Here is a 12843-nt window from a genome sequence, read left to right as displayed (position 1 = left end):
GGGCTATACGCCCTGGCCTGACGGTCAGGGCGTATATAATGTTCAGGCAACCAGCAGTTTCACTACCAGCTTGCGCACTTTCGCCGGCGTGCCGACAGCGCACAGCGGTTTGTGTACTTCCCCCGGGTAAAACACCACGAAGTCACCTTCGCTCATGACGACCATTTTTTCCTGCACGCCTTCCGGCAGGAAAGCGATGTCTTTATCGGCCAGCCAGTCGGTGTCCGGTTTGCCCGCAGGCTGGGTGCTGAACGCCATCCCTTCCTGACCGCTCAGCACTACCTGAATATCCAGGTAACGCGCGTGATACTCGGCACGACGCTCGGCAAACGGCTCGGTCATGTTTTCAGAAACCATATAGAACAGACGGTTGCCGTCGATGTCGTATTTCCCTTCCGGGGTTTCCGCAGTAACGTTAGCTTTAATATAGGCAATCGCCTGACGAAGTTCTTCCGGCAGCCAGGGCTGCACGTTATGAATGTTGCCAATAATCATGATGACTCCATAAATAAAACAATGTTTCAATTTTAAGTTGTTATACGTAAATTCGCGATACCATACCAGCACTTTTTCTCCTGTTATTGCCATCCTGCCGGTTTAGCGCACACTTTGCGCCTGACGGGCGCAGCGCGGAATTTAAATGCATAAAAAGCGAATATTCATTCTATGAGAATCGTTTTCGTTGATTAAAATGTGAATTCACCGCTTGATCCCTTACCAAAGCTGCGTATAATGCCAGCCGTTTTGCCGGGAGGAATTATGGTTCAGTGTGTACGACATCGCGTCTTACCGCGTCTGAAAAAAGGCGCTGGCCTGCCGTTTTTCCTTTCCGTTGCATCCGTATTCGTAAAGCCCCTTATTTAAGGGGCTTTTTTTTTGCGCCGTCGTCAGGAGATAAACATGGCTAATCCGCTGTATCAAAAACACATCATTTCCATAAACGATCTCAGCCGCGAAGACCTTGAGCTGGTTTTGGCGACCGCCGCTAAACTGAAAGCGAATCCGCAGCCGGAGCTGCTGAAGCACAAGGTTATCGCCAGCTGTTTCTTCGAAGCCTCGACGCGTACCCGCCTCTCGTTTGAAACCTCCATGCACCGACTGGGCGCCAGCGTGGTCGGCTTCTCCGATAGCGCCAATACGTCGCTCGGTAAAAAAGGCGAAACCCTGGCCGACACCATCTCCGTCATCAGCACCTACGTCGACGCCATCGTAATGCGTCATCCGCAGGAAGGCGCGGCGCGCCTGGCGACAGAATTCTCTGGCGGTATTCCGGTACTTAATGCCGGTGATGGCGCGAACCAGCACCCGACGCAAACGCTGCTGGATCTGTTCACCATTCAGGAAACACAGGGCCGTCTTGAGAACCTGAATATCGCCATGGTCGGTGACCTGAAGTACGGCCGCACCGTGCACTCGCTGACCCAGGCGCTGGCGAAATTTAACGGTAACCGCTTCTACTTCATCGCCCCGGACGCGCTGGCGATGCCGCAGTACATCCTCGATATGCTCGACGAGAAAGGTATTGCCTGGAGCCTGCATAGCGCCATTGAAGAGGTGATGGCCGAGGTCGACATTCTCTACATGACCCGCGTGCAGAAAGAGCGTCTCGACCCGTCCGAATACGCCAACGTGAAGGCGCAGTTCGTCCTGCGCGCGGCAGACCTGACCGGCGCACGCGATAACATGAAGGTGCTGCACCCGCTGCCGCGCATTGATGAAATCACCACCGATGTCGATAAAACGCCGCACGCCTGGTACTTCCAGCAGGCCGGCAACGGCATCTTCGCCCGCCAGGCGTTACTGGCACTGGTACTGAATAGCGAACTGGCTCTGTAAGGGGAAATGACGATGACACACGACAACAAATTGCAGGTAGAAGCCATCAAACGTGGCACCGTGATTGACCACATCCCGGCACAGGTCGGTTTTAAACTGCTGACGCTGTTCAAACTGACCGAGACTGACCAGCGCATCACCATCGGCCTGAACCTGCCTTCCGGCGAAATGGGCCGCAAGGACCTGATTAAAATTGAGAATACCTTCCTCACTGACGAGCAGGTTAACCAGCTGTCGCTGTATGCCCCGCAGGCTACCGTGAACCGTATCGACAACTATGAAGTGGTAGGGAAATCTCGTCCCAGCCTGCCGGAACGCATTGAGAGCGTGCTGGTGTGCCCAAACAGCAACTGCATTAGTCATGCTGAGCCGGTTTCCTCCAGCTTTGCAGTGAAAAAACGTGCCGATGACGTTGCGCTCAAATGCAAATACTGCGAAAAAGAGTTTTCCCATTATGTGGTGCTGGCCAACTAATTGCGGTTGGTATTGGAATTAGGCGTCCCTATAATGGCTACGACCTAATTACTGCAGTTCATCTGGAGATATCATGAGCAAAACTATTGCGACGGAAAATGCACCAGCAGCTATCGGCCCATACGTTCAGGGCGTTGACCTGGGCAGCATGATCATCACTTCCGGTCAGATCCCGGTAGACCCGAAAACCGGCAGCGTGCCGGAAGACGTGTCCGCACAGGCGCGTCAGTCGCTGGAAAACGTCAAAGCTATCGTTGAGGCCGCTGGCCTGAAAGTGGGCGATATCGTGAAAACGACCGTATTCGTAAAAGATCTCAACGATTTCGCGACCGTTAACGCCACCTACGAAGCGTTCTTCACCGAGCACAATGCCACCTTCCCGGCGCGTTCCTGCGTTGAAGTGGCGCGTCTGCCGAAAGACGTGAAGATTGAAATCGAAGCGATTGCCGTTCGTCGCTAATTTCGATGCAGTATGAAGAAAGGCAGCCTATGGCTGCCTTTTTTGTTTGGCTGTGGCGTTTTCAACATCCACCCTGTAGGTCGGATAAGGCGAAGCCGCCATCCGGCAACCTGCGCCATTCTGCCTGATGGCGCTTCGCTTATCAGGCCTACAATCGAGGTTACTGCCAGCCGTAACGGCGGCTGAAGAACCCTTTTACCATCTGCGTCAGCGTCATGTAACCCACCAGAATCGCCACCAGCCACGGGAAGTAGCTCAGCGGCAGCGGCTGCAATTGCAGGTAGCTTGCCAGCGGTGAGAACGGCAGCGCGATGCCCACCGCCATCACCAGCAGCGTCATCGCGAACAGCGGCCAGGCGGCGCGGCTTTGCACGAACGGAATGCGGCGGGTGCGGATCATATGCACAATCAACGTCTGCGACAGCAGCCCTTCAATAAACCAGCCGGACTGGAACAGCGTCTGCATTTCTGGTGTGTTGGCTTTAAATACCCACCACATCAGGCAGAAGGTCAGAATGTCGAAGATGGAGCTGATTGGCCCGAAGAACACCATAAAGCGGCCCAGATCGGCCGGGTTCCAGCGCTGCGGTTTACGAATCTGCTCGTCATCGACGTTATCGAACGGCAGCGCTACCTGGGATACATCGTACAGCAGGTTCTGAATCAGCAAGTGTAACGGCAGCATCGGCAGGAACGGCAGGAAGGCGCTGGCCACCAGCACGCTGAAGACGTTACCGAAGTTGGAGCTGGCGGTCATCTTGATGTATTTGAGCATGTTCGAGAAGGTACGACGCCCTTCGATCACCCCCTCTTCCAGCACCATCAGGCTCTTTTCCAACAGGATAATATCGGCCGCTTCACGGGCGATATCCACCGCGCCGTCCACGGAAATACCGATGTCTGCCGCGCGCAGTGCCGGGGCATCGTTGATGCCATCGCCCATAAAGCCGACCACGTGACCTTCGCGTTTCAGTAAGGTCACAATGCGCTCTTTATGCATCGGCGTCAGGCGAGCGAACAGCGTGGTGCGAGCCGCAAGCTGCGCCAGCTCATCGTCGCTCAGGTGCTCAATCTCGCTGCCGACAATCACGTCGCCCGCATCCAGCCCCACTTCGTGGCACACTTTCGCCGCCACCAGCTCACTGTCGCCGGTGAGAATTTTTACCGTAATGCCGCTGGCCTTCAGCGCTTTCAGCGCCGGCGCGGTGGTCTCTTTCGGTGGATCGAGGAAGGCGATGTAACCTTCGAGGATCAGGTCAGACTCATCAATGCGCTGGTAGTCGCCTTCACGGGACGGCAGGTATTTGCTCGCCACGGCGACCACACGCAGGCCCTGACGGTTCAGGGTGTCGGTCACGCGCTTAATGCGGCGCAGCATGGTCTCATCCAGCGGCACGATTTCGCCGTTGTGATACACCTGAGTACAGACGTTGAGGATCTCCTGCAACGCGCCTTTGCAAATCAGCTTGTGCACGTCTGGTTTTTCACTCACCACCACCGACATGCGGCGGCGTTCGAAATCAAACGGGATCTCATCGATTTTCTGCCAGTCGGTCGAGAGCTGGCGAGCCACCACCTCATCGACGCCTTCGAGCACCGCGGTATCCAGCAGATTCTTCAGCCCGGTCTGGTAGTGACTGTTCAGCCACGCGGTTTGCAGCACGCGTTCGCTGACCTTGCCGGAGATGTCGGTGTGGTTCTCCAGCACGATTTTATCCTGCGTCAGGGTGCCCGTTTTATCCGTGCAGAGAATGTCCATCGCGCCAAAGTTCTGAATGGCGTCGAGGTGCTTGACGATAACCTTCTGTTTTGACAGCTTCACCGCGCCGCGCGCCAGCGTTGAGGTGACGATCATCGGCAGCATTTCCGGCGTCAGGCCAACCGCCACGGAGAGGGCAAACAGCGCCGCTTCCCACCAGTCGCCTTTGGTATAGCCGTTGATCACCAGCACAATCGGCGCCATCACCAGCATAAAGCGGATGAGCAGCATGCTGACGCGGCTGATGCCTTTCTGGAAGGCGTTCGGCTCGCTCTCCTGCTCGCTCACGCGCCCGGCCAGCTGCCCGAACCAGGTATTGGCGCCGGTGGCAATCACCATCGCCTCCGCGGTGCCGCTCACCACGTTGGTGCCCATAAAGCACAGGGTGTCGCACTCAAGCGGGTTGGTTTGCTGCGGCTCGCGGGTCTGCGCCACTTTCTCAACCGGCAGCGATTCCCCGGTCAGCGAGGCCTGCGCCACAAACAGATCGCGCGCCTGAATCACGCGCAGATCCGCCGGGATCATATCCCCCGCGGCGAGCTTGATAATATCGCCGGGTACCAGCTGGTCGATGGGCAGTTCGACCCAGTTGCTCTCGCCCTTGTCATTGATGACGCGCAGCACCGTCGCGGTGTTGCTGACCATCGCTTTCAGAGTGTCCGCCGCTTTGGTCGAACGGGCTTCCTGCACAAAGTTCAGCAGCGTGGAAATGCCCACCATCAGGACAATCACCACCGCGGCGAACAGATCTTCCGTGGCGTAGGAGACGGCGGCCAGTACGGTCAGCAGAATGTTGAACGGGTTACGGTAGCAGAGCCACAGATGCACCCACCACGGCTGTGGCTGCTGAGTCGGTAGCTGGTTTTCACCGTGAGCGGCGCGCGCCTGCTCGACTTCAGCCGCGTTCAGCCCTTCCGGGTGCGTGTTAAAGGCGTGCCACAGCGCCTGCTCATTGAGCTGGGCCATTTTCAGGCAGTGCTCGCTGAGCGAGGAGGGAATCGGCGTATGGGCGACGCTTTGCTGAGTCGGCATCGGATCGCGCTGTACCAGACGGCGCGGGAGGTGGCGGCCAAGCTGTGCAAACAGCTGCCGGGTTAAATTTTTCAGCATACAAAATCCCCCTGCAGTCGCCGGACGCGACCGCAGTCAGACCTACGGGCACAGTTAATCTGTACCGCACAGGCACTCAATTTTTGATTGCAGGGACATGATTAAGGAATGTCACTGCCTCACATCATCGGCAAGGCAGCGCAAAACTGACTTACCGGAACGTTACTCTCCAGCGCGAGAGAGGTGTGGGATCGGGATCCATAAAGCCTCCGGTAAGGTTGATAGTAGAAACGCCGCGCATTATACGCAGAAAATCATAAGTTTTGTGGCTATTAGAGCGATATAATAACGGCGGGTAATTCAACGGTACGTCAACCATCCGGTCTGACGGCAAAATATTCACGTGGGGCAACTATATGCAAAATCGGCTGACCATCAAAGATATCGCTCGCCTGAGTGGTGTTGGCAAATCAACCGTCTCCCGCGTGCTGAATAACGAAAGCGGCGTCAGCGAACGCACCCGCGAACGCGTGGAAGCGGTGATGATGCAGCACGGCTTCTCCCCTTCCCGCTCCGCACGCGCCATGCGGGGGCAAAGCGATAAAGTGGTCGCCATTATCGTCACGCGTCTGGATTCGCTGTCGGAAAACCTGGCGGTGCAGACCATGCTGCCCGCGTTCTACGAGCAGGGCTACGACCCGATTATGATGGAAAGCCAGTTCTCGCCCGCAAAGGTTTTAGAGCATCTGGCGATGCTCAAACGTCGCAATATCGACGGCGTGATCCTGTTTGGGTTTACCGGCGTCACCGAAGAGACGTTGGCCAACTGGCAGCCCTCGCTGGTGCTGATGGCCCGCGATGCCAGCGGTTTCTCCTCGGTTTGCTATGACGATCATGGCGCCATCACTCTGCTGATGCAGCGCCTGTATGAACGCGGCCACCGCCATATCAGCTTCCTCGGGGTACCGCCGAGCGATGTCACCACCGGCCAGCGTCGTCACGACGCCTATCAGGCCTTTTGCCAGCGCCATCAGCTTACGCCGATGGCCGCGCTGCCGGGCCTGGCGATGAAACAGGGCTACGACTTCGCTCGTGAGGTCATTGCCCCCGAAACCACCGCACTCATTTGTGCCACCGATACTCTGGCGCTGGGCGTCAGCAAGTATTTCCAGGAACAGCGCATCGATAACGTCCAGTTGGCGAGCGTCGGCAACACCCCGCTAACCAAGTTTCTGCACCCGGAAATTATCACCGTCGATCCCGGCTACGCCGAGGCAGGACGCCGTGCGGCAGAGCAGCTGATTTCCCTGATTGGCGGTAAGCGCGAACCGCAGCAGATCGTGATCCCCGCCATCCTCGCCTAAGCGTAAAGTCAGCTTTAATGTGATCCTGGCTACGTTTCGGGAACGTTCCCATTTCCCCAAATCGGTAAACCCGCTACGCTTATAATCAGCGTATTAATAACGATTCATTTCCTGAATCCGCCAGGTTGCCCATACCACGGCAGCCTGAATTGGCGGTTATCGGGGAGATCTTATCTCTGTTTGAAGGCCCTATCATGAGCAAAAAAATAGACCAAAAGAACATCGATAAACTTATCGAGCTGGTCGGCGGACGCGAAAACATCGCCACCGTCAGCCACTGCATCACGCGCCTGCGCTTTGTGCTGAACGACCCGGCCAAAGCGGATCCAAAAGCGATTGAAGAACTGCCGATGGTGAAGGGCTGCTTCACCAACGCCGGGCAGTTCCAGGTGGTCATCGGCACCGAGGTGGGCGACTACTATCAGGCGCTGCTCGCTACCACCGGCCAGACCGGCGTGGATAAAGAGCAGGCCAAACAGGCGGCGCGCCAGAACATGAAATGGCACGAGCAGATGATCTCCCATTTCGCCGAGATCTTCTTCCCGCTGCTGCCGGCGCTGATCAGCGGGGGTTTGATCTTAGGCTTCCGCAACGTGATCGGCGACCTGCCGATGAGCAACGGCCAGACGCTGGCGCAGATGCACCCGTCGCTGCAAACCATCTATGACTTCCTGTGGCTGATTGGCGAGGCGATCTTCTTCTATCTGCCGGTCGGTATCTGCTGGTCGGCGGTGAAGAAAATGGGCGGTACGCCGATCCTCGGTATCGTACTCGGCGTGACGCTGGTTTCTCCACAGCTAATGAACGCCTATCTGCTGGGTCAGCAGGTGCCGGAAGTGTGGAACTTCGGCCTGTTTACCATCGCCAAAGTCGGCTACCAGGCGCAGGTTATCCCGGCGCTGCTGGCGGGTCTGACCCTCGGCTTTATTGAGACGCGCCTTAAGCGCATCGTGCCGGACTACCTGTACCTCGTTATCGTACCGGTGTGCTCGCTGATTCTGGCGGTATTCCTCGCTCACGCGATTATCGGGCCATTCGGTCGCCTGATTGGCGATGGCGTTGCCTTCGCCGTGCGTCACCTGCTGACCGGCAGCTTCGCACCGATTGGCGCCGCGCTGTTCGGCTTCCTGTATGCACCGCTGGTGATTACCGGTGTGCACCAGACCACGCTGGCGATTGATATGCAGATGATTCAGAGCATGGGCGGCACCCCGGTATGGCCGATGATTGCCCTGTCGAACATCGCGCAGGCCTCTGCCGTCGTCGGCATCATCATCTGCAGCCGTAAGGCGAAAGAGCGTGAAATCTCCGTTCCGGCGGCGATCTCCGCCTACCTCGGCGTCACCGAACCGGCGATGTACGGGATCAACCTGAAGTACCGCTTCCCGATGCTCTGCGCCATGATCGGTTCCGGTATCGCGGGCCTGCTGTGCGGCCTGTACGGCGTGCTGGCGAACGGTATCGGCGTCGGCGGCCTGCCGGGCATCCTGTCAATCAAACCGACCTTCTGGGCGGTCTACAGCGTCGCAATGGTTATCACCATCGTGGTACCGATTATCCTGACGGTTGTCGTCTACAAGCGTAAAGAACGTCAGGGCACGCTGCCAGTCATGTAAACACACCTTCTTCGGGGCGCATTTGCGCCCCTGATTCTTATTCGAGGACAACCCATGAATACACTACCTCACTGGTGGCAAAACGGCGTGATTTACCAGATCTACCCGAAAAGCTTCCAGGACACGACCGGCAGCGGAACGGGAGATCTGCGCGGCGTCACCTCACGACTCGACTATCTGCAAAAGCTCGGCGTTGATGCCCTCTGGATAACACCGTTCTACGTCTCTCCGCAGGTGGATAACGGTTACGACATCGCTAACTACACCGACATCGACCCGTCTTACGGTACGCTCGACGATTTTGATAAGCTGGTTGCCGAAGCACATCAGCGCGGCATTCGTATCGTGCTGGACATGGTGCTCAACCACACCTCCACCCACCATGCGTGGTTTAAAGAATCGCAGAATAAAGAGAGTCCGTACCGCCAGTTCTATATCTGGCGCGACGGCACGCCGGAAACCCCGCCGAATAACTGGCGTTCGAAGTTTGGCGGCAACGCCTGGCAGTGGGATGCGGCCAGCGGGCAGTACTATCTGCACCTGTTCGCGACCGAGCAGGCGGATCTCAACTGGGAAAACGAAACGGTACGCGCTGAACTGAAAAAGGTCTGTGAATTCTGGGCCGATCGCGGCGTCGATGGCCTGCGTCTCGACGTTATCAACCTCATCTCTAAAGACCAGTCCTTCCCGGACGATCATCAGGGCGACGGTCGCCGCTTCTACACCGATGGCCCGCGCGCGCACGAGTTCCTGCAGGAGTTCAGCCGCGACGTCTTTACGCCGCGCAACCTGATGACCGTTGGCGAGATGTCCTCCACCTCCCTCGAAAACTGTCAGCAATATGCCTCTCTCGACGGCAAAGAGCTGTCGATGACCTTTAACTTCCACCACCTGAAGGTGGACTACCCTGGCGGCGAGAAGTGGACGCTGGCGCGTCCGGATTTCGTGGCGCTGAAATCGCTGTTTAGTCACTGGCAGCAGGGCATGCACAACCGGGCGTGGAATGCGCTGTTCTGGTGTAACCACGACCAGCCGCGCATCGTCTCCCGCTTTGGCGATGAGGGTGAATATCGCATTACGGCGGCGAAGATGCTGGCGATGGTGCTGCATGGCATGCAGGGTACGCCGTACATCTATCAGGGTGAAGAGATTGGCATGACCAACCCACACTTCACGACGATAGAGCAATACCGCGACGTTGAAAGCCACAACATGTATAACGAGCTGCTGGCGCAGGGGCGTGATGCCGGGGAACTGCTGGCGATTCTGGCCAGCAAATCCCGCGACAACAGCCGTACGCCGATGCAGTGGGACGCCAGTCCTAATGCCGGATTTACCAGCGGCGAACCGTGGATTGGCGTCAGCCATAACTTTGCCGACATCAACGTTGAACGTGCGCTGACCGACCCTGACTCGGTGTTTTACGCCTACCAACAGTTGATTGCACTGCGTAAATCCGAACCGGTACTGACCTGGGGCGACTATCAGGATCTGCTGCCGGCGCATCCATCGCTGTGGTGCTACCGCCGTCAGTGGCAGGGGCAGACGCTGCTGGTCGCCGCGAACCTCAGCGGCGAGCCGCAGGATTGGGAGCCACCGGCAGGCTCCACCGATGGCGAGGTGCTGATGAGCAACTACGCCACCCCTGCAGGCATGACGCTGCGACCGTTTGAAGCCATCTGGTGGCTTCAGCGTTAAACCGCCGGCCCGGTAGCGCCCTGCTGCCGGGCTTCTTCGCATCCCGCTGTTTTTCAGTCCTTTTTTGGACATTTATTGCGCAACAAAATTTACATAACCTGTAGCGCCTGTCATCTGTACTCTTGCATTTTTACTTTGTTCTGAATCAATAAAAGCGCAAACATCTTTGATGCAAATCACTACATATAGAACTTAAAATGCGTCCCGGCCCAACATATGGTATTTATCGTCTATCATTGCACAATGAGAATCACGAAAAAGATAGCCGATATGTGGATAACCTGGGCCACACGCGGGGGAAAGTGTTGGTTAATGGAGTAAATACGCCAATCGTTGTTTTCCCACCTCTGTGGATAACCTGTTCTTATAAATATTGGAGTGATCATGACACCGCATGTGATGAAACGAGATGGCTGTAAAGTGCCGTTCAAATCAGAGCGCATCAAAGAAGCAATTCTGCGTGCAGCTAAAGCAGCGGGAGTCGATGACGCAGACTATTGCGCCACCGTCGCAGCAATCGTTAGCCAACAAATGCAGGGCCAGCCGCAGGTTGATATCAACGAAATTCAGACCGCCGTTGAAAACCAGCTGATGTCCGGGCCGTACAAACAGCTCGCTCGCGCCTACATCGAATATCGCCATGACCGCGATAGCCAGCGCGAGAAGCGCGGCCGCCTGAACCAGGAAATTCGCGGCCTGGTTGAGCAGACCAACTCGGCGCTGCTTAACGAAAACGCCAACAAAGACAGTAAAGTGATCCCGACCCAGCGCGACCTGCTGGCCGGTATCGTGGCCAAACACTACGCTCGCCAGCACCTGCTGCCGCACGACGTGGTCATGGCGCACGAGCGCGGCGTGATTCACTACCATGACCTCGACTACTCGCCGTTCTTCCCGATGTTCAACTGCATGCTGATCGATCTGAAAGGCATGCTGACCCAGGGCTTCAAAATGGGTAACGCGGAAATTGAGCCGCCGAAATCCATCTCGACCGCCACGGCGGTAACCGCGCAGATTATCGCGCAGGTCGCCAGCCACATTTACGGCGGCACCACCATCAACCGCATTGATGAAGTACTGGCGCCGTTCGTCACCGAAAGCTTCAACAAGCATCGTAAAATCGCCAACGAGTGGCAGATTCCGAACGCGGAAGAGTACGCTCGCTCCCGCACGGAAAAAGAGTGCTATGACGCCTTCCAGTCGCTGGAGTATGAAGTCAACACGCTGCACACCGCCAACGGCCAGACCCCGTTCGTGACCTTTGGCTTCGGCCTCGGCACCAGCTGGGAATCGCGTCTGATTCAGCAGTCTATTCTGCGTAATCGTATCGCGGGCCTCGGCAAAAACCGCAAAACCGCGGTGTTCCCGAAGCTGGTGTTTGCCATTCGCGACGGTCTGAACCACAAGCCGGGCGATGCCAACTACGACATCAAACAGCTGGCTCTGGAGTGCGCGAGCAAGCGCATGTATCCGGACATCCTCAACTACGATCAGGTGGTGAAAGTCACCGGTTCGTTTAAAACCCCGATGGGCTGCCGCAGCTTCCTCGGCGTGTGGGAGAATGAAAACGGCGAGCAGGTTCACGATGGGCGTAACAACCTCGGCGTGATCAGCCTTAACCTGCCGCGCATTGCGCTGGAGGCCAAAGGCGATGAAGCCACGTTCTGGTCTCTGCTCGACGAACGTCTGGTGCTGGCGCGTAAAGCGCTGATGACCCGTATTGCCCGCCTGGAAGGGGTGAAAGCCCGTGTGGCACCTATCCTCTACATGGAAGGGGCCTGCGGCGTGCGTCTGAAAGCAGACGACGACGTTTCAGAAATCTTCAAAAACGGTCGCGCCTCCATCTCTCTGGGCTACATCGGTATCCACGAGACCATCAACGCGCTGTTCGGCAATCAGCATATGTACGACAACGAAATGCTGCGTGAAAAAGGCGTGGCGATCGTTCAGCGTCTGCGCGATGCCGTTGACCAGTGGAAAGAGGAAACCGGCTACGGCTTTAGCCTGTACAGCACGCCGAGCGAAAACCTGTGCGACCGCTTCTGTCGTCTCGACACCGCCGAGTTTGGCGTGGTGGAAGGCGTAACCGACAAAGGCTACTACACCAACAGCTTCCACCTCGACGTGGAGAAGAAAGTTAACCCGTACGACAAAATCGACTTTGAAGCACCGTACCCGCCGCTGGCGAACGGCGGCTTCATTTGCTACGGCGAGTACCCGAACATTCAGCACAACCTGAAAGCGCTGGAAGACGTGTGGGACTACAGCTACCAGCACGTGCCGTACTACGGAACCAACACGCCGATCGACGAATGCTACGAGTGCGGCTTTACCGGTGAGTTCGAATGCACCAGCAAAGGCTTCACCTGCCCGAAATGCGGTAACCATGACGCGGCTCGCGTGTCGGTCACCCGCCGCGTGTGCGGCTACCTCGGAAGCCCGGATGCCCGTCCGTTCAACGCCGGTAAGCAGGAAGAAGTAAAGCGCCGCGTTAAACACCTGGGTAACGGGCAGCTCGGTTAAGGCCGAGCGGTTTATCCCCTCACCCTCTCCCTCAGGGGAGAGGGAATCGTTCACAGCGAATTG

At 57.0% G+C, this 12843-nt stretch carries 11 protein-coding genes; 8 read left to right on the top strand and 3 right to left on the bottom strand.

The window, feature by feature from the left end; translation table 11 throughout:
* Positions 1–42: 42 nt before the first annotated feature.
* Positions 43–495: a YhcH/YjgK/YiaL family protein gene (locus M989_RS16365; RefSeq protein WP_064547048.1), complete on the bottom strand. Its 453-nt coding sequence runs from the start codon at positions 493–495 to the stop codon at positions 43–45.
* Positions 496–759: 264 nt separating this feature from the next.
* On the opposite strand from M989_RS16365, the gene M989_RS24755 reads away from it, so the two are divergent.
* The 4 genes from M989_RS24755 (at position 760) to ridA (ending at position 2770) form a co-directional block, all read left to right on the top strand.
* A complete protein-coding gene (locus tag M989_RS24755) occupies positions 760–864 on the top strand; it encodes a pyrBI operon leader peptide (protein WP_100250007.1) in 105 nt (34 codons plus the stop codon).
* A gap of 36 nt (positions 865–900) precedes the next feature.
* A complete protein-coding gene (pyrB, locus tag M989_RS16360) occupies positions 901–1836 on the top strand; it encodes an aspartate carbamoyltransferase (RefSeq protein ID WP_064546980.1) in 936 nt (311 codons plus the stop codon).
* Positions 1837–1848: 12 nt separating this feature from the next.
* Positions 1849–2310, top strand: coding sequence for an aspartate carbamoyltransferase regulatory subunit (pyrI, locus tag M989_RS16355; protein ID WP_064546978.1), 462 nt, complete (start codon positions 1849–1851; stop codon positions 2308–2310).
* A 73-nt stretch (positions 2311–2383) separates the two neighbouring features.
* On the top strand, positions 2384–2770 hold the full coding sequence (ridA, locus tag M989_RS16350) for a 2-iminobutanoate/2-iminopropanoate deaminase (protein ID WP_000047541.1): 387 nt from the start codon (positions 2384–2386) through the stop codon (positions 2768–2770).
* A 160-nt stretch (positions 2771–2930) separates the two neighbouring features.
* Here ridA and mgtA read toward each other — a convergent pair whose 3' ends face one another.
* Both mgtA and mgtL read right to left on the bottom strand, forming a co-directional pair.
* Positions 2931–5639, bottom strand: coding sequence for a magnesium-translocating P-type ATPase (gene mgtA, locus M989_RS16345; RefSeq protein ID WP_064546976.1), 2709 nt, complete (start codon positions 5637–5639; stop codon positions 2931–2933).
* A 151-nt stretch (positions 5640–5790) separates the two neighbouring features.
* Positions 5791–5841: a mgtA regulatory leader peptide MgtL gene (gene mgtL / locus M989_RS26530; RefSeq protein WP_122983162.1), complete on the bottom strand. Its 51-nt coding sequence runs from the start codon at positions 5839–5841 to the stop codon at positions 5791–5793.
* 154 nt (positions 5842–5995) lie between these two features.
* Here mgtL and treR point away from each other — a divergent pair, with 154 nt between their 5' ends.
* The 4 genes from treR (at position 5996) to nrdD (ending at position 12780) form a co-directional block, all read left to right on the top strand.
* Positions 5996–6943 carry a trehalose operon repressor TreR gene (treR, locus tag M989_RS16340; RefSeq protein WP_064546974.1) on the top strand — a complete coding sequence of 316 codons (948 nt, stop codon included), beginning with the start codon at positions 5996–5998 and terminating at the stop codon, positions 6941–6943.
* A 194-nt stretch (positions 6944–7137) separates the two neighbouring features.
* Entirely contained in the window at positions 7138–8559 is a 1422-nt protein-coding gene (gene treB / locus M989_RS16335; protein WP_064547046.1) for a PTS trehalose transporter subunit IIBC, read from the top strand.
* A 54-nt stretch (positions 8560–8613) separates the two neighbouring features.
* Positions 8614–10257, top strand: coding sequence for an alpha,alpha-phosphotrehalase (treC, locus tag M989_RS16330; protein WP_064546972.1), 1644 nt, complete (start codon positions 8614–8616; stop codon positions 10255–10257).
* A 384-nt stretch (positions 10258–10641) separates the two neighbouring features.
* Positions 10642–12780 carry an anaerobic ribonucleoside-triphosphate reductase gene (gene nrdD / locus M989_RS16325; protein WP_064546970.1) on the top strand — a complete coding sequence of 713 codons (2139 nt, stop codon included), beginning with the start codon at positions 10642–10644 and terminating at the stop codon, positions 12778–12780.
* Positions 12781–12843 lie beyond the last annotated feature (63 nt).

Source organism: Kluyvera georgiana ATCC 51603, from assembly GCF_001654985.1.
Classification (GTDB): domain Bacteria; phylum Pseudomonadota; class Gammaproteobacteria; order Enterobacterales; family Enterobacteriaceae; genus Kluyvera; species Kluyvera georgiana.
Note: the sequence above shows the minus strand (reverse complement) of the source record. Positions and strands in the feature narration are given on the sequence as shown.

Excerpts from the sequence above, each read along its gene's own strand:
- M989_RS16365 (WP_064547048.1), bottom strand. The coding sequence starts at position 495 with ATGATTATTGGCAACATTCATAACGTGCAGCCCTGGCTGCCGGAAGAA.
- M989_RS24755 (WP_100250007.1), top strand. The coding sequence starts at position 760 with ATGGTTCAGTGTGTACGACATCGCGTCTTACCGCGTCTGAAAAAAGGC.
- pyrB (WP_064546980.1), top strand. The coding sequence starts at position 901 with ATGGCTAATCCGCTGTATCAAAAACACATCATTTCCATAAACGATCTC.
- pyrI (WP_064546978.1), top strand. The coding sequence starts at position 1,849 with ATGACACACGACAACAAATTGCAGGTAGAAGCCATCAAACGTGGCACC.
- ridA (WP_000047541.1), top strand. The coding sequence starts at position 2,384 with ATGAGCAAAACTATTGCGACGGAAAATGCACCAGCAGCTATCGGCCCA.
- mgtA (WP_064546976.1), bottom strand. The coding sequence starts at position 5,639 with ATGCTGAAAAATTTAACCCGGCAGCTGTTTGCACAGCTTGGCCGCCAC.
- treR (WP_064546974.1), top strand. The coding sequence starts at position 5,996 with ATGCAAAATCGGCTGACCATCAAAGATATCGCTCGCCTGAGTGGTGTT.
- treB (WP_064547046.1), top strand. The coding sequence starts at position 7,138 with ATGAGCAAAAAAATAGACCAAAAGAACATCGATAAACTTATCGAGCTG.
- treC (WP_064546972.1), top strand. The coding sequence starts at position 8,614 with ATGAATACACTACCTCACTGGTGGCAAAACGGCGTGATTTACCAGATC.
- nrdD (WP_064546970.1), top strand. The coding sequence starts at position 10,642 with ATGACACCGCATGTGATGAAACGAGATGGCTGTAAAGTGCCGTTCAAA.